The organism is Cellulophaga lytica DSM 7489, from assembly GCF_000190595.1.
Classification (GTDB): domain Bacteria; phylum Bacteroidota; class Bacteroidia; order Flavobacteriales; family Flavobacteriaceae; genus Cellulophaga; species Cellulophaga lytica.
Genome location: NC_015167.1, coordinates 1,432,959 through 1,455,180, shown reverse-complemented (window position 1 = coordinate 1,455,180; position 22,222 = coordinate 1,432,959). Strand labels below are relative to the sequence as shown.

The 22,222-nt window shown below is 34.0% G+C and carries 16 protein-coding genes and 1 tRNA gene; 5 read left to right on the top strand and 12 right to left on the bottom strand.

Features of this window, described 5'->3' with window-relative positions; translation table 11 throughout:
* Window positions 1–76: 76 nt before the first annotated feature.
* On the bottom strand, window positions 77–1,285 hold the full coding sequence (locus CELLY_RS06500; RefSeq protein WP_013620867.1) for an ABC transporter permease: 1,209 nt from the start codon (window positions 1,283–1,285) through the stop codon (window positions 77–79).
* Window positions 1,286–1,287: 2 nt separating this feature from the next.
* Window positions 1,288–1,680 (bottom strand): 30S ribosome-binding factor RbfA, encoded by a 393-nt coding sequence (gene rbfA / locus CELLY_RS06495; RefSeq protein ID WP_013620866.1) that lies wholly within the window; start codon window positions 1,678–1,680, stop codon window positions 1,288–1,290.
* 114 nt (window positions 1,681–1,794) lie between these two features.
* Here rbfA and mce point away from each other — a divergent pair, with 114 nt between their 5' ends.
* Window positions 1,795–2,208 carry a methylmalonyl-CoA epimerase gene (gene mce, locus CELLY_RS06490; protein WP_013620865.1) on the top strand — a complete coding sequence of 138 codons (414 nt, stop codon included), beginning with the start codon at window positions 1,795–1,797 and terminating at the stop codon, window positions 2,206–2,208.
* A gap of 74 nt (window positions 2,209–2,282) precedes the next feature.
* Window positions 2,283–2,356 (top strand) — tRNA-Ile (locus CELLY_RS06485).
* A gap of 40 nt (window positions 2,357–2,396) precedes the next feature.
* Here the strand turns inward: CELLY_RS06485 and CELLY_RS06480 are convergent.
* Window positions 2,397–3,410, bottom strand: a complete 1,014-nt coding sequence (locus CELLY_RS06480) for a helix-turn-helix transcriptional regulator (RefSeq protein ID WP_013620864.1) — start codon at window positions 3,408–3,410, stop codon at window positions 2,397–2,399.
* A 157-nt stretch (window positions 3,411–3,567) separates the two neighbouring features.
* Here CELLY_RS06480 and CELLY_RS06475 point away from each other — a divergent pair, with 157 nt between their 5' ends.
* Window positions 3,568–4,947, top strand: coding sequence for an RtcB family protein (locus CELLY_RS06475; protein WP_013620863.1), 1,380 nt, complete (start codon window positions 3,568–3,570; stop codon window positions 4,945–4,947).
* A 65-nt stretch (window positions 4,948–5,012) separates the two neighbouring features.
* On the opposite strand, the gene CELLY_RS06470 is transcribed toward CELLY_RS06475, so the two are convergent.
* Window positions 5,013–5,360 carry a YegP family protein gene (locus CELLY_RS06470; RefSeq protein WP_013620862.1) on the bottom strand — a complete coding sequence of 116 codons (348 nt, stop codon included), beginning with the start codon at window positions 5,358–5,360 and terminating at the stop codon, window positions 5,013–5,015.
* A gap of 394 nt (window positions 5,361–5,754) precedes the next feature.
* Between CELLY_RS06470 and CELLY_RS06465 the strand changes: the two genes are divergently transcribed.
* Window positions 5,755–6,834, top strand: a complete 1,080-nt coding sequence (locus CELLY_RS06465) for a metallophosphoesterase (RefSeq protein ID WP_013620861.1) — start codon at window positions 5,755–5,757, stop codon at window positions 6,832–6,834.
* A 105-nt stretch (window positions 6,835–6,939) separates the two neighbouring features.
* Window positions 6,940–8,115, top strand: coding sequence for a dicarboxylate/amino acid:cation symporter (locus CELLY_RS06460; RefSeq protein WP_013620860.1), 1,176 nt, complete (start codon window positions 6,940–6,942; stop codon window positions 8,113–8,115).
* 129 nt (window positions 8,116–8,244) lie between these two features.
* Here CELLY_RS06460 and CELLY_RS06455 read toward each other — a convergent pair whose 3' ends face one another.
* From CELLY_RS06455 to CELLY_RS06420, 8 genes are read right to left on the bottom strand one after another with little or no spacing between them, the layout of a single operon-like run.
* A complete protein-coding gene (locus CELLY_RS06455) occupies window positions 8,245–9,882 on the bottom strand; it encodes a sulfatase family protein (protein WP_013620859.1) in 1,638 nt (545 codons plus the stop codon).
* 2 nt (window positions 9,883–9,884) lie between these two features.
* Complete coding sequence (locus CELLY_RS06450) at window positions 9,885–10,814, bottom strand: carboxylesterase family protein (RefSeq protein ID WP_013620858.1); 930 nt, start codon at window positions 10,812–10,814, stop codon at window positions 9,885–9,887.
* A 9-nt stretch (window positions 10,815–10,823) separates the two neighbouring features.
* Window positions 10,824–13,088 (bottom strand): beta-glucosidase BglX, encoded by a 2,265-nt coding sequence (bglX, locus tag CELLY_RS06445; RefSeq protein WP_013620857.1) that lies wholly within the window; start codon window positions 13,086–13,088, stop codon window positions 10,824–10,826.
* A gap of 57 nt (window positions 13,089–13,145) precedes the next feature.
* Entirely contained in the window at window positions 13,146–14,528 is a 1,383-nt protein-coding gene (locus CELLY_RS06440; RefSeq protein ID WP_013620856.1) for a glucoamylase family protein, read from the bottom strand.
* Window positions 14,518–15,855 (bottom strand): glucoamylase family protein, encoded by a 1,338-nt coding sequence (locus CELLY_RS06435; RefSeq protein ID WP_013620855.1) that lies wholly within the window; start codon window positions 15,853–15,855, stop codon window positions 14,518–14,520. The genes CELLY_RS06440 and CELLY_RS06435 overlap by 11 nt, the downstream gene beginning before the upstream one ends.
* Before the next feature lie 35 nt (window positions 15,856–15,890).
* Window positions 15,891–17,615 (bottom strand): LamG domain-containing protein, encoded by a 1,725-nt coding sequence (locus tag CELLY_RS06430; protein WP_013620854.1) that lies wholly within the window; start codon window positions 17,613–17,615, stop codon window positions 15,891–15,893.
* 13 nt (window positions 17,616–17,628) lie between these two features.
* The gene (locus tag CELLY_RS06425) at window positions 17,629–19,179 is read right to left on the bottom strand and encodes a RagB/SusD family nutrient uptake outer membrane protein (RefSeq protein WP_013620853.1); all 1,551 of its coding nucleotides are present in this window, start codon (window positions 19,177–19,179) and stop codon (window positions 17,629–17,631) included.
* Window positions 19,180–19,184: 5 nt separating this feature from the next.
* Window positions 19,185–22,211, bottom strand: coding sequence for a SusC/RagA family TonB-linked outer membrane protein (locus tag CELLY_RS06420; RefSeq protein ID WP_013620852.1), 3,027 nt, complete (start codon window positions 22,209–22,211; stop codon window positions 19,185–19,187).
* Window positions 22,212–22,222 lie beyond the last annotated feature (11 nt).

Below are 22,222 nucleotides of genomic sequence, written 5' to 3'. Positions count from 1 at the left end.
AATTTAATCTCTTAACAGTTAGAATTAGGTGCAACGTTTTGTTGGGTAGAGACCCAAAAAGAAGTGTTTTTATTTTTTATTGTGTAATTAATTTTTTGCTAATTCTGCTACTTGCAATTTTAGCAGATATTAATCCTAGTACAATAATAGTAGCTAGTACAATTACAACATTTAGTATTTTGTACTCTACAGGGTAAGCTAAAAAAGCGTTTATTTTTAGCCAACCAAAAGCTAGTTGAGACCATATTAGTAATGATCCAATAAAAACACCAACCAAACCACCAATACTGGTAACAAGTGTGCCTTGTACAAAATAAATTTTGCGCAACTCCTTAATAGTAGCTCCTAGGTAGTATAATGTTTTAGAGTTTTCTTTTTTATCTAAAATCATCATAATAATAGCGCCTACAACATTAAATAAGGCAATTATAAGCACTAATGTAAAAATTAGGTATGTAGCCAAGTTTTCTGTGTTTAGCATACGGTGTAACGTGCTATTTTGCTCTTGCCTATCTTTTAAAACTACATTTTGGTTAAAAACAGCAGCAATTTCTTTTTTGATACTGTTAATATTTTTAGTTCCATCAACCTTAAAATTTATAGCAGAAATCTGTAAACTGTCTTTCTCTAGTAATTTTTGAACTACAGGTAAACTTGTAAAAAGGTATTTTTTATCTAAGTCCTCTGCTACGTTATACATACCACTAACTACAACATTGTGCTGGTTGTAGGGTGTTTTATTAAATCCGCCTTGGTTAACCGCACCTTTTTTTGGTTTGGGTACTAATATTTGCAAAGGACTCCTGTAATTGTTAACCGTTAGCCCTAGTAAATTTGCAATACCAATACCTACTACACCTCTTTGGCTATCTAGTAACCACTCGCCAAAGTACAAGGTACTATCTACGCTTGTAACTTTATTGTAGTTACTATCTACACCTTTAATATAGCCAATATGACTTTTTTCATTATGTAAAAAGTATACCTTTTCTTCTAGTTCTTTAGAAAAAGAAAGTACACCGTCTATATTTTGTAATTTGGTTTCTTGTTCTGGTAAAACCGATATAAATTTTCCGGTTAACGGAGAAGCTTTTAAATCTGGGTCAAAACTTTCACTAAAACTAAGGCTATATGTTTTTAATCCGGCAAAGCCAGATAATACAATAAAAAGCGCTGCAGAACCAATAACAATTACTAAAAATGTAATAAAATTGATAATGTTTACAGCGTTTTGACTGCTTTTAGAACGTACATAACGCTTAGCGATGTATAGCGGAAAATTCAATCTTAAGATTTTTTTCTGCGTTCTAGTAAATCTGGATTTTCTATAGGGTTATCCTCTCCCTTTAAAGATTTTTCAATACCGTCTATGTACTCTAAAGAATCGTCTATAAAAAATAACAATTCTGGTACACGACGCAATTGGTTTTTGGTACGTTGAGCAAGCTCATGCTTTATTAATGGTTGGTTAGATTTTATACCTTCTAAAAGCTCATCTGCATTTTTATGCGGAAAAATACTAATATATACTTTAGCTATAGATAAATCTGTAGTAACAACCACCTTAGAAACAGATATAAGTGTACCACGCAAACCACCATCAATCACTGCGCGTTGTAAGATATCTGCGATATCTTTTTGTATTACGCCTCCTATTTTTTTCTGTCTTTGAGTTTCCATGGGGCAAAAGTACAATTTATATTATTAGACTCCTATACCTTAACCTAGTATCCTAGGTATTAGCTAAAAGATTAATTGTTGTAATTTTAGCATTTATATTTTTAAAGATAAATTATGCAAAAAATAGAACATATAGGAATAGCGGTTAAAGATTTAAAAGCATCTAATATTTTGTTTGAAAAATTGCTGGGTATACCAAGCTACAAAGAAGAAGAAGTGGCGTCTGAGGGTGTTAAAACCTCTTTTTTTATGCAAGGACCAAATAAAATAGAGTTGTTAGAGGCTACAAAAGAAGATAGCCCTATAGCAAAATTTATAGCAAAAAAAGGAGAGGGTGTACACCATATAGCCTTTGCTGTAGATGATATTGTAGCAGAAATTACACGTTTAAAAGCTGAAGGTTTTGTGGTTTTAAACGAAATACCAAAAAAAGGAGCAGATAATAAATTAGTTGCTTTTTTACACCCAAAGGGTACAAATGGCACATTAATAGAGCTTTGCCAAGAAGCACCAACTGTGGCAGAATAAAAAAAGTAAATATAACTGCAATGTTCTTTTGGATTGTAACAAAATAAATAGTAATATTGCATCCGCAAAATGCGGGTCCTATAGCTCAGCTGGTTAGAGCACCTGACTCATAATCAGGGGGTCCATGGTTCGAGCCCATGTGGGACCACAAGCAAACAAAAGCCTTTACAGAAATGTAAAGGTTTTTTTTATTCTTGTTGATTATAAAGGTTATTTGCTGCTATTAGTTTTGAATGTATTTTATCCCTTAATTTTTTAGGCTTTATAACCTCTATGGAATCTCCAAAACCTAGAATAAGTCTTTCCAATTCAAAGTTTATTTTGACAAAAATGTTAAAAATAATTCCATTATCTGTTTCCTTTATAATTCGTTGTGATTTGTGAAAAGGTTTGGTTTTTACGTAAGGAGCATTTTTTTTATCTACCCAAAATTGTATACGTTCAGCTCTTTTGTTATTAACTGTTACTCCAATCACATCTTTATAATAATTATCTCCATCAAAATTTATTATATTATAAGTAGTAGTTGTATCAAAATCAATAGAAATAATTCTGTCTAAAGCAAATGTTACTATTTTATTTGATTTATTACTTTTTCCAATTAAAAACCATCTGTTATTAAACTCTTTTAAAATATAGGGGTGAAAAATAATTTTAGATGGCTTGTGAGCATTAAAAGATTGGTATGTTATTCGAAGAACTATTTTTTTAAGAATTGCTTGGTATAAAGAGTCTAAATGTTCTAATCCCTTTAGTTTTTCATTTTTATCTAAATGAATAATTGAAGATTGATGCGTTTTTTCTGAATATACTTTATCTTCTAATCTCTGTATAATTCCACCAAGTTCTGAAAAAAGAGAGAAATCTTTAAATTGTTTTAGCATTTGAACAGTTTCAGATAACACATTCATATCATTTTCATTTAATGGTATATTTGTTATTGAAAAGTTTTCATCTTCATATTTGTAAAATTTTTTATCATAAACAACTATAGGAGCATTATAACCTAGCTTATTACTCCTCATCATTTGTATATCTAATTGTATAGTACGTTTGCTAACGTTAATTTCTCTTCCTTCATATTCATAAAGTGCATCAGAACATGCATTAATTAAGCCATCTAATGTCCATTTACGGTATTTATTTTGAAGGCACTTATCAATTGTTTTATACCTAATTAAAGCATTTTTGTTAACGGACATAAAATATTTTTACAGAAAAATATAACTTTTTTTTAACTACGCAAAATGATTGCGTAGGTAGGGCTAATATTTGTACCGGAATCATAATTAAGACCTTAGTAAAGGTTATTTGTAGTACTCCGCCGAACAAGGAGTCGGCGGAGTTAAAAAGATAAATATGGAAAACAAAAAAAGAATTACAGGAGAAGATTTAATTAATATGGGATATAAACCAGCTAAGTGGTTTAAAGAAGCTTTAAATTATATTAACGACAACGAGTTAAAAGGTAATGCTATAGTAAGATATTTGGCTGATTTTAAATCTCCAGATCCAATAGAATTAAATAAAACTCCAATTCCGTTTAACATTAATATAAAGGCAGAGAATGAAATAGAAGAAATAAATGTAAGTAGTGTTACTGACACAATGAATGAGTTAATGAAAACACCTACATTAATTACAGGAGCAATAATGCCAGATGCCTGTCCAACAGGTCCAATAGGTACAATTCCTGTAGGCGGAGTAGCAGTAGCAAAAAATGCAATACACCCAGGTATGCATAGCGCTGACATTTGTTGTTCTGTAATGCTAACTGACTTTGGAAAAGTTAGCCCTAAAGATGTTTTAGACACAGCGTATAGTATTACACATTTTGGACCAGGAGGTAGATCAAGAGACTCTCAATTTAGATTTCCATCAGACCTATTAGAGGAAATAGAGGCTAATTACTTTTTAAACAATCAAAAATGTATTTCTGTTGCTAGGTCACATTTGGGAACTCAAGGAGATGGTAATCATTTTTTGTTTGTAGGTACATCAAAAAAAACAGGAAATACAATGATGATTACACACCACGGAAGTAGGGGTCTTGGAGCAAACTTATATTCCAAAGGTATGAAAGTTGCAGAACGTTTTAGAAAAGAGTTATCTCCAGAAACATTAAAGCAAAATGCTTGGATTCCTTATAACACAGAGGAAGGAGAAGAGTATTGGAAAGCCTTACAAATTATTAGAAAATGGACTAAAAAGAATCATGAGTGTCTGCATGACGCCACTATAGATAGACTTGGAGTAGAAAAGAAAAACAGGTTTTGGAATGAGCATAATTTTGTTTTTAAAGATGGTGATTTATTTTACCATGCAAAAGGAGCTACTCCACTAGATAAAAAATTTATGCCAGATATTACAGGCCCTAGATTAATACCATTAAACATGGCAGAACCAGTTTTAATTGTTGAAGGAGAAACAACCTCTAAAAACTTAGGTTTTGCACCTCATGGAGCTGGTAGAAATATGAGTAGAACACAACATAGAAAAAGTAAAATAGGCACTTTAGAAGATATTTTTAAGGAGGAAACAAAAAACTTAGATGTTCGTTTTTACTCTAATGAAATAGATATAACTGAATTACCTAGTGCTTATAAAAATGCAGCAAGTGTACGCCAACAAATGGAGGATTTTAATTTGGGATATGTAGTTGATGAAGTTTTACCATATGGATGTATTATGGCTGGTAATTGGAAAAAAAATGCTCCTTGGAAGAAAAAAAGAAGATAATTAAGACCTCTCTGAATTAAAATTAGGAGAGGTTTTATACGGAGGTATAAAATTAGGTGCACAACCTACTCCTCTTCCTCACTAAAATTTTTAATTGTAGCCACTGTTGCATATAGCATTACAGATGCAATGCCTAGTTCTTTTGCTTCTTCTGTATTGTATGTATTGCTTTTGCCTAGCAACGTATCTTCATTTAAATACAAATAAAAGTAGTGTTTGTTATCTTTTGTTAATTTACTATGGTAGTAATCATAGTCATAAGCATATTGTTTTATAAAAATAATTTGCTGCTTACACTCTTCTAAACTTTTAAAAACCTCGCCATATAGTATTATTTCTCCTTCACTAGTTTTTAAATTAAAGTAGTACTCATTAGTAATGGTCTTCTTAATCTCGTAGTATGGTTTAGTCATATTGGTTGTGCGTAGAAAAATACAAACTTACATTATTTAGCTTACAATAAAATACAGAAATAAATAAATACATAAAGAAAAGGTCTTACCTACTAATTTGGATAACTTCCCCCATTACCGCATTAGCAAGCAGACCTATTACCTTACTAATTGTTACCAATAAAATAATAACAACGCAAACTTATAACTTGCGTTAAATAAAGTATTACGGAAATCTGTAATGGGGAGCTATTTTTTTAGGTTGACACTTTACAAATATGCTCCTTTTTTAATATTAAGTTAACTTTATATAATTTGTTTTATAGATTCCAAAAGTAATTTTTCAGTTATTTTTGATGACTAAAATAAAAGAAGACAATCAATTTTTTTAAGGTTGATAAATAATTACACTTGTATGAAAAAGGTTTACCAGTTTATAGTAGTAGCGTTGTTACTTTTTACAACCCAACAATCTATTATAGCCCAAAAAAAATACGAAGCACCAAAACTATCTAACCCAAACTCTTGGAGTTTAATCTTGGTGCCAGATACCCAAAATTACGTTAAGTACCAACGCAACCAAGGCACTTTAGATTTAATGACGGCTTGGATAAGTGAAAACGTAGATTCGCTAAATATTAAAATGGTATTGTGTACCGGGGATTTGGTAGAGCAAAACGATATGATTGTACCAAATGGAAAAAACGGAAACCAAACAAGCAGACAACAATGGATGGCTGTGTCTAGAATGTTTGGTAGGTTAGATGGGCAAGTACCTTATGTGTTGGCTGCAGGTAACCATGATTACGGATACAAAGGTGTAGAACACAGAGGATCTAACTACAATACGTATTTTCCGGCACATAAAAACCAAGCTAATTATAAGTTACTAAGTGCGGCTGCAAAAAATGCTGGCGGTCACCCAAGTTTAGAAAACGCAGCTTTTGATTTTACAGCGCCTAACGGGCGTAAATTTTTATTTATGACCTTAGAGTTTGCACCAAGAGATACTATTGTACAATGGGCAAAAAATGTGGTAGATGAGGATAAGTACAAAAACCATACAGTTGCAGTACTTACACACTCCTACTTAAACGCTAAAAACCAGCGTATAGAAAAAGAGAATTATCCTGTAAAAGATGCTAACTACGGAGAGGCAGTTTGGAAGAAATTAGTAGAGCCATCTAAAAACATACAACTAGTCTTTTCTGGTCATATTGGTGGTGCAGATGATTTTAAAGCTCACGTGGGCTTTAAAGTAGACAAAAATAAAGGAGGTAAAAAAGTGAGTCAAATGGCATTTAACGCTCAAGCTATGGGTGGCGGGTGGCAAGGTAATGGTGGAGACGGTTGGTTACGAATTTTAGAATTTTTACCAGATAATAAAACGGTAAAAGTGCATACGTTTTCTCCGTTTTTTGCAGCATCACCAGCAACAAAGCACTTAGCATGGAGCACAGAAAGTTATAACGACTTTTCTTTTTCTTTAGATTAACTCTAGTTTATAAACCTAACTAGTTAATAAGTAACTGTTATTATAAATTAGTGACTAGCTTACTTAGGCTATATTTGTGTTTTTTACAAACATAAAAACTAGGCTATGCTTAAAAAAATTACTTCAAACCTATTATTTAAAGTATTTATTGCAATTATTTTAGGTATTTTAATTGGGTTGTACTTACCAGAATCTGTAAATAGGTTATTTAACACTTTTAAAGCTGTTTTTAGTCAGTTTTTAGGCTTTGCAATACCGTTAATCATTTTAGGATTAATTATGCCAGCTATTGCAGATTTAGGCAAAGGAGCTGGTAAACTATTAGTTATAACGGCTGCTATAGCGTATGGGTCTACGTTGTTTTCTGGGTTTTCAACCTACTTTGTAGCATCTGGTTTTTTTCCTTCGTTTATAGAAGCACAAACAGTACAAAATGTTGGTGAAGGTGTAGAAAAATTAAGTCCGTTTTTTTCCATAACAATTCTACCTGTGTTAGATGTAATGTCTGCTTTAGTGTTAGCATTTGTTATTGGTTTAGGATTAGCAACGCAAGGAGAGAGTAGTTTAAAAAAGGTAGCTAACGATTTTCAAAAAATAATAATGCTGGTGATAGAAAAGGTAATTATTCCTTTATTACCACTATATATTTTAGGTATTTTTTCTGCCATTGCTTATAACGGTCAGGTAGAGTCTGTACTTAGTGTGTTTTTAAAAATTATAGGAATTATTTTTATAATGCACTTTTTACTAATGTTAGTACAGTTTATTATAGCTGGTGCAATAACCAAGCAAAATCCATTAAAAGCATTGCTTAATATGGCTCCTGCATATTTAACAGCTTTGGGTACACAATCTTCTGCTGCTACCATACCAGTTACATTACAGCAAGTACAAAAAAATGGCGTATCTCCTAAGGTTGCTAATTTTGTTGTGCCACTTTGCGCTACTATACATTTAGCGGGTAGTACAATGAAAATTGTTGCTTGTGCAGTAGCACTTATGCTTATGCAAGGTTTAGATTTTAACTTTACAATGTTTGCTGGTTTTGTAATGATGTTAGGTATAGCTATGGTTGCTGCTCCAGGAGTTCCTGGTGGTGCAATTATGGCTGCTGTAGGTATATTACAAACAATGTTAGGTTTTAATGCAGAGGCACAAGCGCTAATGATAGCGCTTTATATTGCAATGGATAGCTTTGGTACAGCGGCAAATATAACTGGTGATGGCGCAATTGCATTAATAGTAAATAAAATAGTAAATAAAGATGAGGTTAGCGCGTAATTGTTAATGCAACATTGATATTAAATTAACATTTAAGACTTTAAAAACAGTAACATTTGCGCTAGATTAATTGTTCTTTTATTAATCTAATTTAAGTCAGTTTAAAGTCGGTGTGTATGCACCGACTTTTTAATTTATGGGTGTTCCTCTTAACTTTTTAAATTGCTTGTATGCCTTGTCTACGTCTTCTTTTTTGGCTTTTGTAAACTCTTTATTAGTTATTTTATATTCTTTTTGAAGCTGTTTAAGCTTTGTATGCATTAACTTAATTTCTTTGGTATACGCTGCATTATTTATTTGGTTGTTTTGCTCTTTAGGGTCTGTTTCTAAATCGTAAAATTCCCAACTATCTATATCATCATAAAAATGAATAAGCTTATAGCGCTTTGTTCTAATACCGTAATGCTTTTTTACCATATGAAAAGCAGGATAGTCGTAATAGTGATAATAAATAGCGTCTCTAAAATCACTCTCGTTAACAGAACCATTTAATAAGCCCTTAAATGATACTCCTTGCATATCTTTTGCTTTATTAGGTATGCCAACAAAGTCTAAAATTGTTGGTGCATAATCTAAATTTTGTACTAAAGCATTAATTTGCGTACCTGGTTGTATGGCTTTGGGATATTTTATAAGTAAAGGTGTTCTAAAAGAGTCTTCATACATAAAACGCTTATCAAACCAACCATTTTCACCCATATAAAAACCCTGATCAGAAGTGTATACTACAATAGTATTTTCATCTAAATTGTTCGTCTTTAAATAGTTTAAAATTTCACCCACACCTTCATCTACAGCTGCTATGGTTGCCATATAATCTTGTAAGTACCTTTGACCTTTCCAAATTGCTATTTCTTCATTACTTAAATCTGCCTCATAAAAAGCGTTGTTTTTTGCTAAATAAGCGCTGTCCCAAGTAGCTCTCTGAGTCTCTGTCATTCTATCAAAATCAGTGGTCCAAGGGTTATGTGCAAGCTTGGTTTTATTAATACCAGTAGATAGTTTTAAGTCGTGCCCTTCATACATATCATTATAAATGGTTTGTAATTGAGCTCTGCTAGCTTTTTGATTATTAAACTCTGGAAAATAAGAAGTAGGTAAAGTGAAAGAAACAGAATCGTATTTATTTAAATGGCGTAAGGCTGGCATCCAATTTCTATGCGGAGCTTTATGTTGTACCATTAAAAAAAACGGAACACTATCTTTTCTTTTATTTTTTAACCAATTTATGGCATCTGCAGTAATTAAGTCTGTAGCATAGCCTTGAACACGGGTTGTATCACCATTAATTATAAAATCTGGATTGTAATAATTACCTTGATCTACAAGAATTTTCCAATCGTCAAAACCTTGTGGGTAATCATGTAAATGCCATTTGCCCATTAGGGCTGTCTGGTATCCTTCTTTTTTTAAAATTTTCGGCAATGTTTCTTGGTTTCCATCAAAATGATCTCCGTTTTGCCTAAATCCATTTATATGGCTGTGTTTACCGGTTAATATTACGGCTCTGCTTGGCCCACAAATAGAATTGGTAACATAACTACCATTAAAAATTGCGCCTTCTGTAGCTATTTTATCAATATTTGGCGTTGGTGCCAATTTACTAATAGGGTGGTTGTATGCACTAATGGCTTGTACTGCATGATCATCAGACATAATATAAATAATATTAGGTCTTTTTTTTGTTTGCTTTTCTGGAGATTTCTTTTGTTTGCAACCAATAGCAAATACTAATAAAACTACAATATAAAACTCCTTTTTAAACATAATTAATTTTTGTGCTTTACTTTAATTGTGCTTTGTATATTTTGTTTTTCTAAAACACTTTCTGTAATAAACTTGGCAATAAGGTTGGTGTAACTATAGGGGATGTTAGCCCAGTTATGGTTGCCATCTTTGTCACTTACAAGTGTGTGTGCAACATCTAATTTTTCTAATTTTTCTGCAATAGTATAAGAGCCATCTAGCATAATAAAACCAGGTTTATTTTCTTCACATAAATGATGAGGTGCAGTTGCGTATGGCACCATATTATCTTTAGCTCCGTGAAAAAGCATTGTTGGTATAGCTGTATTTTTAGTAATGTAATTTGCATTAACTATAGCACCTGCAAAAGAGATAACTCCTGCGTATTTAATAGTAGCATAAGGCAACTTTTTAAAGGTGTATTCATTCTTCATAAATACTGTGTTTAAAACAGCTTCTGCGCCAGCGCTACTACCAACAAGTATTATGCTTTCTGGATTAAATTTTAATTTACCTTTCTTATCAATTAAAAACTGTGTTGCTTTAATAATATCTCTAGATACAGATACAAATGTTTCTATTTTTTGATCTGCCGGACAATTACATCCAAAACCAAGTGAGTTGCCTTTGCGCACCAATCTATAGCTCATAGAGGCTACAGCGTAGCCTCTTTTTGCCATATCTTCACAAAATTTTATTTCTAACGGATTGTTGCGTTTTCCCCCACTGAAACCGCCTCCGTGAACTAAAATTAGTAAAGGTTTGTTTGTAACTGTATCTTTTTTGTAGCTATAAAAATCTAACTTTAAAGTATCTGCATAGCTATAGGTTTTCACCTTAATGTCTGAAAACACTTTTTGCGTATACCTTGTTTGTGCATAACCAATAGTAGTTGTAAGTACAATTAATATTAAAAAAGTAGCACGTTGTAAAAAAGTTAAATAATTAGGCATTTGTATCTTTTATTTTAGGGTTAAAGTAGCCTTTAATTGGGCGTTAGAATTTGTCCCTACAAATATTTCAAAATCTCCTGGTTCAGCAACAAAATCTAAAGTACTATTGTAAAACTTTAAATCGTCTGCAGTAAGTACCAATTCTACAGTTTTAGACTCTCCTTTTTTTAAGAATACTTTTTTAAATCCTTTTAATTGTCTCATTGGAGGTGTAATGCTACGTACAACATCTCTTAAGTACAATTGCACAACTTCTTCACCATCAAAATTACCAGTGTTTTTTACTGTAACAGATACTGTTACGTCTTCTCCTTGAGCAATTTCTTTTTTAGATAGGTTGATGTTAGAATACTTAAAACTGGTATAACTAAGTCCGTAACCAAAAGGCAATAAAGGCGCATTTTTAACATCTAAATAATTGCTTTTAAATTTTTCAAAAGCAGGAGAAGGAGCTGGTCTACCTGTATTTTTTATACTATGGTAAATAGGAATTTGTCCAACGTTTCTTGGCCATGTAGCTGTTAGTTTACCAGACGGATTATAATCACCAAAAATAACATCAGCAACGGCATTACCTGCTTCTATACCAGGGTGCCAAACTTGAAGAATACTAACAGGAAGATTAAATTCTTCTTCAATAGTTAACGGTCTACCGCTCATTAATACTAAAACAACCGGTTTGCCTGTTTTAACAAGTTCTTGTATTAATCTTTTTTGACTATTAGGAATAGAAATATCTGTTCTACTTGCAGCTTCACCACTCATTTCTGATGCTTCACCAACAACGGCAACAACAACGTCTGATGTTTTAGCAAGGTCTAATGCTTCTTGCAAAAGTTCTTCAGATGACCTTTTGTCAATATCTACACGTGTTCCAAAAACATTTACTTTTTTAGCTAACTCAGTATCATCTGTAATATTTGCACCTTTAGCATATGTTATTTTGGCTTTAGAAGCAACGTTTTTAAATCCGTTTAAAATAGGAATAGACAATTGCGGGTCTCCTGTTGGTGCCCAAGTACCCAGCATATTATTTTTGTTATTTGCTAAAGGCCCCACTAACGCAATTTTAGCTGTTTTACTTAGTGGTAGTATGTTATTATGGTTTTTAAAAAGTACAAAAGAGCGTTTAGCAGCCTCCCTTGCTAATGTTTTACTCTTTTTGGTTAAAATGTCTTTTTTAGGTCTTTTTGCATCAATATACTTGTACGGATCATCAAAAAGGCCAAGTTTATACTTAGCTTCTAAAATTCTTCTACAAGCATTGGTAATTTCTTCTTCTGTAACACGGCCTTCATCTAAAGATTTTTTAAGTGTAGTTAAAAAACCCTCGCCAACCATATCCATATCTAAACCAGCTTTTAAAGATAATGCAGATACATCTTGTAAATCTCCAAGCCCGTGAGCAATCATTTCGTTTACAGAAGTGTAATCTGAAACCACAAAACCTTTAAACCCCCATTTTTTGCGTAATAAGTCTGTAAGTAACCATTTGTTACCGCTTGCAGGTATGCCATCTACATCATTAAAAGAAGTCATTATACTTGCTGCACCGGCATCTATACCAGCTTTATAAGGAGGTAAGTATTGGTTAAACATTTTTGTTCTGCTCATATCCACAGAGTTGTAGTCTCTACCAGCCTCTGCAGCACCATAAAGTGCAAAATGTTTTACCGTGGCTAACATTGTATTTTTAGCAGTTAAATTGTTTCCTTGGTAGCCGTGCACCATTGCTTTTGCTATTGCAGAACCTAAATACGGATCTTCACCAGCACCTTCAGCAATTCTACCCCAACGAGGATCACGCGCCACATCTACCATAGGAGAAAAGTTCCAGTTTATACCATCTGCAGTTGCTTCTAATGCAGCGGTCTCTGCCATTTTTTTAATCAAATCCATATCCCAACTAGATGCTGTTGCAAGCGGAATAGGAAAAGTTGTTTTGTACCCATGTATTACATCAGAACCAAAGAATAACGGAATTTTTAAACGTGTATCATTTACCGCAAAGTCTTGTGCTATTTTTAGTTTTTTTGGTCCAGATATACCAAACATACCACCAACTTTGGCGGCTTTAATTTTTTCTTCAACGTTACTACTTACAACAGAACCTGTAGCAATACCTCCGCCAGGTGTTACCAAGTTTAGTTGTCCAATTTTTTCCTCTATAGTCATTTTAGCAAGCAAGTCTTCTATAAAAGGAACTTTTGTTTGCCCAATAGCCAAAAAGGTGCTGCAAAATGTGAGTATTAGTAGTAGGTTTGTTTTTTTCATATGCTGTAATTTTTATTTCCCGTGGTGGGTATTTTTTATCTTTTAGATTGATGTTTTTTATTCTGTATAGCTAAATTCTAACTTGTCTAAACCATTTTTTACATCGGTATTTTGCATAAATAAGTCCCATAGAAGTCCGGTTCTGTAATTCTCTATCATAAGTAAAATAGGTCCTTGGTCTATAGCTAAATACTGTTCTGCAACCCAATAATTATATTCCGGACTAAACGCATCATAAAACCCAGCAGGGCCTAACAACTTATCTTTATTTTTGTAGAAATAATGCAATGCCAGCATAGATTCTGTTGGTGTATACGGTAAAGAACTAATTGCTGCTGTTGGCGAGATGACTCCAGTATCATTAGACGGACTATGAGCATTATACCCAATTGTACCGTCTGAATTTCTTGTATAACTGGCTGTTAAACCCCAACAATCTTTTCCATAATCTTTAAATTGCTTTGGATTTTCTACACTATAGCTGTAATTTATTTTAGCGTGATTAGTGTTTACGTTCCAGTAATTTAAATACTCGTCTGATAATCCTTTAGGGTTTAGGCCCAAGTAGGAGTAATGAGCCCAAAATAAAGGCCCGCCATATTCTTGGTTGCCAGCGTGTTTAGCCAATATAGGAAACCCATACTTTGTGTTAGTAGATGCAATTGAACCGTTAGATGCCCAACCGTTTGTATATACCTCTTTAGAAATTGAATAATTGGGTGAAGCAGCAGCTAATACATAAGCAATTAATACTTCATTATACCCTTTTAGCTCTAGGTTTATTGCAAAATTGTTGTTAGGGCTCCAATGCCAGTATAGTGTATTTTCATTGTTTGTATACCAATCCCATTGCACACCTTTCCAAAGCTCATCTGCTTTTGCTGCTATAGCTTTTTCTTTATCAGAGCCATTTTTTAAATACTCCTTTAAACAAATTAAACCTTGAGATAAAAAGGCAGTTTCTACCAAGTCTCCGCCGTTGTCTAAGTCGCTAAAAGGCATAACCTTAGCAGTTTCTCCATTAATCCAATGTGGCCAAGCACCGTGAAAACGATCTGATTTTTCTAAAAAATCTAGAATTTTGGAAAAACGATCTATACCTTCTTCCTTGGTAATAAAACCCCTTTCTATACCCACAATAAGTGCCATAATACCAAAACCTGTACCACCTGTTGTAACTGTGTATTCACTATTACTTGGGTCGTTAGGATGGTAGCGCTCTCTTGCTGCGCCAGAATTTACCTCAGCAAAATCCCAAAAATATTTAAAGGTTTCAGCCTGTGTAATATCTAGCAGCTCCTCATCAGTTATTGTAGGTGTAGAAATTGGATCGTCATCAGTAGGAAATTCAATTGGAGTATACTCGTAATCATCTCCGCTTTTGCACGAGATAATTACAAGTATAAGTAATGTTGTAAAAAGACTATTTTTAATTGTCATTTTTGTGCGTTGTAGAGAAACCTAGTTTTTCTAACCCCTTATGTAAGTCTTTGTTTTTCATAAATAAATTCCATAATAAACCTGTTCTATAGTTTTCTATCATTACAGGAATTGGACCTTGGTCTATGGCCAAATAACGAGGTAAAGACCAGTTGTTTTCTAAGCTGAAAGCATCATAAGGGCCATACTTACCAACAAGCGAATCTTGCTCTGTATACATATAGCGTAAAAACTGCATACTTTCTTTTGGTGTATATGGCATAGAAGATAATGCTGCTGTTGGTGATATTACACCTAAGTCGTTATCTGGTCTGTGGCCAGCATAGCCTTTTACAGAATAGCTAGATGTTAACCCCCATAAGTTTTTGCCATAACCCTTATACTTATTTGGATTTTCTACGGCGTGTCTGTAGTGTATTTTAGCGTGATTAACATTTAGTTTCCAATAGTCTGCATAGGCATCTGTTAATCCTTTAGGGTTTAAACCTAAGTATGAATAATGTGCCCAAAATAACGGACCAACAGGAGATGCATCATGCTCATAATGATTAAGCTCTGTTTCTAAACCATAATAAACAGTGTCTTTTGCAATTTGCCCATTTAGAGCCCAACCTTTATCATAAACCTCTTTAGATACAGGGTGTGTTGGTGATGCAGCAGCTAATATGTACATTATTAATGCTTCATTGTAACCACCAACAGGGAAATTCATTTTCCAGGCTACATTAGGAGACCAATGCCAGTATAAGGTGTTTTCTCCTTTTGTGTACCAATCCCACTCTACTTCTTCCCAAAGTTTCTGAATTTTAGCAACTAGTTTTTGTTCACGTTCACCGCCATTTGCATAGTATTCTTTTACAGTTAATAAACCCTGAATTAAAAAGGCAGTTTCTACTAAATCTCCACCATCATCATACTGACTAAAGGGAGCAACTTTGCCACTAGGCATTAACCAATGTGGCCATGCACCATGAAAACGATCTGCTTTTTCTAAGAAATCTACAGATTTTTCAAATCTAGATAAAGCTTCTTCTTTGGTAATGTAGCCACGTTCTGCACCAACAACAATGGTCATTAGTCCAAATCCTGAACCGCCAATAGTTATAATGTCTTTATGGTGTGTTGGGTAAATACTGTCTAAATGTATACGTTCTCTAGCTAGTCCAGAAACAGGCTCTGCGCCATCCCAGAAATAGTTAAACGTTTGTTTTTGTACAGAGTCCAGTAAAGCTTCATCTGTCCAAACTTGTTTTTGAATTTTTTTTGGCTTGTTGTTGCATCCTGTTAATAAGGATGCAACAGCCAATACTACTAAAAATAATCTCATAAAAATGAATTAACTAAAAACTAAAAATGTATTTATTATAAATCTGCGTCTCTAATAGACTGTATTTCTTGTTGTGAAAGTGCTTTGTTGTATAGGCGTAGTTCGTCTATAGCACTGTTATCTGATTTATGATCCCAGTAACTAAATGTTTCACCACCAGAACCCACTGTTATAAGGTCACAACCTGTCCAGTCTATAGGAGCAGCTAAGTCTACAGAATTAACAGCAACACCATCAAAATAAATAGTGCTTTTTGTAGCAGAAACAACTAAGGTTACAAATACCCACTCTTGGTCTGCAACGTTAATAATGTCACCATCATTCCAGCTTTCATTAGTTCCGATACCAATATTGGCTTTAATTCTTTGTTCTGTGTCACTACCTTCTCTAAATAGCCTTAGTCCTTGAAAACGATCATCAGCATCATCACCAATAACTAAAATTCCTGCTCTGTCTGGGGTTGCATTTACTTTATACCAGAATGTTGCGCTAAACTCTGTGCCACTTAATAAGTTATTTGCAGGATAAGTTATATAAGAATCTGTAGTACTTGCAAAGGCGTTACTACCAATAACACTTTCATCTGCAAATCCTGGAGAACCAACTACGGTAGCCTCTTGAGCCGTAAATTTATTTTTTGTGTCGTTATCAAAAGCAGCGTAGAACATTTCTCCATCATAAACACCTGTATAAGGGTTAGTAACGTTTATCATATTTTCTATGTCGCTATCAGTAAGTGCTTTGTTAAAGAAACGTAGCTCATCAATAGCACTCTTGTCTGATTTATGGTCCCAGTAACTAAAAGTATCTCCACCAGCACCAATTGTAACAGTATTACAATTTGTCCAATCTACAGGTGCTGCCAAATCTGCAGTATTTACTGCAACACCATTAAAAAAGATAGTACTCTTGGTAGCAGAAACGGCAAGTGTAATATATATCCATTCTTGTTCTGCAACATTTATAACGCCACCATCATTCCAGCTTTCTCCTGCTCCTGTCCCTACATTAGCTTTTATTCTTTGCTCAGCGCCGTTACCTTCTCTAAATAATCTTATACCTTGAAAACGGTCTTCTGCATCATCACCAATAATTAAAATACCAGCTCTGTCTGGGGTTGCATTTACCTTGTACCAGAATGAAGCACTAAACTCTGTACCGCCAATTAAACCGTCTGTAGGATATTCTAAATATGCATCTGTAGCGCCTGCATATGCATTGGTGCCAACAACACTTTCTCCAGCAAAATTAGGGTTACCAACTTTAGTTGCTGCTTGTAAGCCAATAAGATCTATATAATCACCATCAAAAGGCATATATAAGGTTTCTCCGGCAAACAATGGTGTATAGGCAGGTTCTTTTTCAAAGTTTACAGAGGCTTCAGTGGTTTTACCTTCTAAATCTGTTGCGGTAATTGTTAGTTTATGTGTGCCATCAACTAAATTATCAAAAACTAAATCATCTATTAAAACACGTCTATAGTCTTTAAAACTTGTAAAAGATTGTATTGTATTATTATCTATGGCAACATTTATAGAGGCAACTTCTATATCATCAGTAACTTCAAAATCTATTACAATAGAAGTAACAATGTCTAGTACTTTAATTTTTGTGCCTTCTGTAGGATAATTTATTTTAACTTCTGGCGCAGTTTCATCTGCACCTGCAGCTACTTGCGTTATGTTATCTATACCTTGGTCACAAGAATAGAAAAATAATGCAGAAACCAAACAGGTTATTGTATATTTTAAATTTTTCATAGCGTTTAGTTTTTTAGTTTGATGAGTTTCCTAAAATTGGAAATTGGTCTACCTGTGGTTGTGGGTAAGGAAGGTAAACCTTGTCTTCAGAAAATGTTCTTCCGTCATAGTTTAGCTCGCTAAATCTGCCTAGTCTAACCATATCGTAATAGCGCTTGCCCCATTCCATACCCAGTTCGGCAAATTTTTCATCTATTACATTGTCTAATGTTACACCAGTAAGAGATGGCATACCAGCTCTTTCTCTTACCAAGTTTACAGCATTATCTGCAGTTATAGATGTTGCTGTTGCTCCTTGTGTAATGGCTTCTGCATACATTAATAAAATTTCTGCATAACGTATAACATTGTAGTTTTTGTTACTACCGTATTCTGTTCTGCCTTCTATTAATTGGTTTGATGGCAAATAGTGTTTACCACTAGAAAATAGGGCTCTAGAATAGTCGTTTATAACATCACCATCTCTGGTTGTGTTTTTTACAAAACTTGGTAGAGTAGCGTAATTTGGATCTGTTTGAAGCTCTGCAATACCGCGATCTGTAAATAGTACGCTAGTTTCTAAACGCACAGCTTCTCCACGGTCTAACATAAATTTTATAAATTTTAAGCTAGGCTCATAAAAACCCCAGCCAGATGCAGCACCAGTAACAGCCGGAGTCCAGTTTTGCGGGCCATAAGGAGCAAACAAATGTCCTTCTCTATCACCTTCACCTTGTCCAAAATCTGAATATTGTAAATCTAAAATACTCTCATCACTTAATTTACCAGGAGTTTTAAAAAGCTCATAATAATCTGTAAATAAACTAAACTTACCAGAGTTAATTATTTGTCCGGTTGCAGCAGCAACTTCTTGGTAATTTTTAAGTTCTTGGTTAGCCAATGCTTTTATAGCTAAAGCAGTATATTTTGTAACCCCTCCAGGGATATCTATACGCTCATTAGGTCTTGCGTCTGGTAAAAATGAAATTGCTTCATCCATCTGGTTAGATATATGTTGCATAACCTCATCCTTAGTAGGTAACTCTGTAACGTTTAAAAGGGCGCCAGTGTCTGAAGATTCTGGAATAAAAATATCTCCCCAAACCTGAGAAATTTGAAACAACATCATTCCTCTTAAAACTTTAGCTTCTGCAATGTATTGGTTTCCTTTATCAATACCGTCTGCATCTGCAAACTCCTGGTAACGTGCTATTTGTTCCATAGCTGTATGTGCTGTAATAACATCTACATATACGTTTTCCCAAAGAGAATTGTACATCCAATAATCTTTGTTATAATTAAAAAGGTCAGTTTCAGCAAAATCTTGTTGGTCACCTAAACCACCAGCATTAACATCGTCTCCACGAACAGAAATTAATAAAGGTTGTTCCCATCCACGAGATTGAAAAGCATCGTAAACACCAATGATAGACAATATCATATCCTCGGTTTTTGTAAAATCTGTACCACCAGCAAAGTTGTTGTTTTCCTGTGGCTCATCTAACTTGTCTGAACACCCAACAAATACTGATGCAATAAATGCTAGTATAAGTAGAGGTGATATATGTTTTTTATACAGTTTCATAAGTCTTATATTTTAATGTTAACTCCCATTGTATAAACTGCAGGGATAGGATATGTTTGGTTATCTATACCATTAGCAACCTCAGGGTTAAACCCGTTATAACCAAATATGGTTAATGGTTTTTCTGCTGTTAGGTAAATACGGGTTTTAGGAATACCTTTTAATTCTCCATTTTTATTAATTGTGTACCCAAGTGTTATGTTCTGAATTCTAAAGTAGTCACCATCTTCTACGTAGTAATCGTTTAATTTTTGGTTCCACCCTTTACGTACTGCGGCTGCAGATGGGTATGAGTTTGTAGTACCCTCACCGTGCCAACGATTAACAGCAAAGTCTCTGTCCCAGTTAGTATCACTAGTAAAAATTACTTCTAGTCTTTTACGGTTAAGTATTTTGTTGCCACCTTGACCAGAAGCAGTAGCCGTGAAGTCAAAATTTTTGTAGTTAAACCCAAAGTTAAATCCGTATGAGTATGTTGGTAAGTAAGATCCTAAAACTACGCGGTCATCATCATCAATAGTAGTAGGATCTCCACCGTTTTCTTTGTATTTAAAATCGCCAGGGACTAAGTTATTAGCTACAGCAACAGGATCTGCAAGTATTTCTGCTTCATTTTGGTAAATGCCAACAACCTCGCGACCATAAAAAGCGTAAAGAGGTTCACCAACTATAGAACGTTGACGAAATTCTGCTGAGCCAGCATCTATATATTGTTGACCATCTAAACTTAATACTTCATTTTTAAGTGTAGAAAAATTACCGCCAATGTTATAACTAAAATCATCTGATACTTTTTTACTCCAGTTTAATGACATTTCAAAACCAGAGTTTCTAATTTCTCCTACGTTTTGTCTGGTAGAACCAGGTATTAATGGTCTTTGTACAGGGATAACGGCGTCTTTTGTATCTCTAACATAATAATCTGCCTCTAAAGATAAATTGTTGGCTAAAAAACTAGCATTTATACCAATGTTAGTTTCCTCTGTAACCTCCCATTTTAAAGAAGTAAAATCACTACCTGTGTTTAAACCGCTAAACATAGTGTCTCCTAACGCAGTTGTAACTACAGAAGAAGTAATAGAACCGTTACTGCCAGCAACATTATCATTACCTAATTTACCCCAACTACCTCGTAGTTTAAGAAAATCAAAAACACCATTGTTTTGCATAAAAGGTTCTTCAGATACAACCCAACCAGCACCAACTGTAGGGAAATAACCCCATTTTTCTTGGTATTTGTTAGTTCCGTCTGCTCTAAAGGTTCCGTAAAGTAGGTATTTACCATCATAATTATAAGATACTCTACCAAAGTATGAGAAACCATATTCTCTTGCACCACCATCACCAACACTATTTTCTACAATAGTCTGTGCTTGGTCTAAATAATAGGCTTCTTCACCAGACAACGGAAAGTTTAATCCTGTTGCACTTAAAAACTGATAAGATTCATCTCTGAACGAAGTACCAGCTAAGACAGTTACATCATGATTACCAAAAGATTCTTTATAAGTTAAAGTATTATCCCATATCTGATTTGATATTGTTGTGTTACTCTTTGTTAATGAAGCATCTGGTCTTTGAAAACTATCGCCAATGTAGTAAGGTAAATTAACACTTCTGTACTCTAGAGTTTGGTAGTTGTGGTTGTATGCAGTTTTAAACTTAAGTTTAGTAGGTATTAAGTCTATTTCTGCATAAAAATTAGCAAGTATATTTCTAATTTTTGTTCTGTTTTCATTAAAATCTAAAAGGGGAAAAGGGTTTTGACCACCTCTATAGCCTAAATCTTGTGCATTAGCATAGTTTGTAGGGAAAACATCTGGGTCGTTAGCTAAAGCCTCATCATACACAGGTAAAATAGGTACAGCAAAATAAGCAGCACGCCAAGCAGAGTTATCACCATCATATCTAGTAGCGTTACTAATTACCGTGTTAGCACCAACTTTTAACCAGTCGTTTGCATTAAACTCTATTTTACTTCTTAAGTTAAAACGCTCATATTCATTTTTAGTGTCTAATATACCTTGCTGTCCAAAGTAATTAGCCCCTACAGAATAACTAACATCTTCACTACCACCAGTTACACCAATACTATGGTTTTGTATTAAAGCTGGTCTTATAATTTCATCATACCAATCTGTATTAACATTAGGTACATTTGGGTTAACTCTACTACGACCATAACGCTGCATAGCATTTAGAATATAGTCTGCATCTGGTGCAGAACCAGATTCTAACGCTAAGGTTGTAAATTGTTCTGCGTTAGCAACTTTTAAAACGTTTTGTGCTACCTGAAAACCAGAGTAGCCATCATATGTAATTTCTGCTTTTTTATTAAATGCTCCAGATTTTGTTTCTATTAGAACAACACCATTTGCAGCTCTAACACCATAAATTGCAGATGCAGAAGCATCTTTTAAGACAGAAATGGATGTTATGTCTGCTGTATTTAAAAAATCTATATTGTCAAAAAACATACCGTCTACAACGTACAAAGGGGCAGAGGCACCTGTGTTGTAAGACCCTATACCCCTTACTCTAATAGTTGGTCCTTGCCCAGGAGAACCGCTACTTACTACTTGCATACCCGCAACCTTACCTTGCATAGCCTGCATAGCAGAACCTGTAGGTACAGCTGCTAATTCCTCGGCTTTAACAGTGGTTATAGATGAGGTTAAATCCTTAGACTTCATTTCACCGTAACCAATTACAACAACTTCATCTAAAGACTCTGCATCTTCTTCTAAGGTTACATTAATTGTATTGGAATTATTTACAGCAATTTCTGATGTGATAAAACCAATGTAACTTATAACTAAAGTTCCGTTGTTTGGAACGCTGTTTAATTGGTAGTTACCATCAAAATCTGTTTGTGTTCCTGTTGTAGTACCCTTAATAATAATACTAGCACCCAATAAAGGTGTGCCATTATTGTCTACTACTTGTCCTTTAACCGTTATATTCTCTTGGGCGTAGGCAGACATCCCGAACAGAATAAAGCAGATTAATAATATTTGATTGAGTATTTTCATAATACATTAAA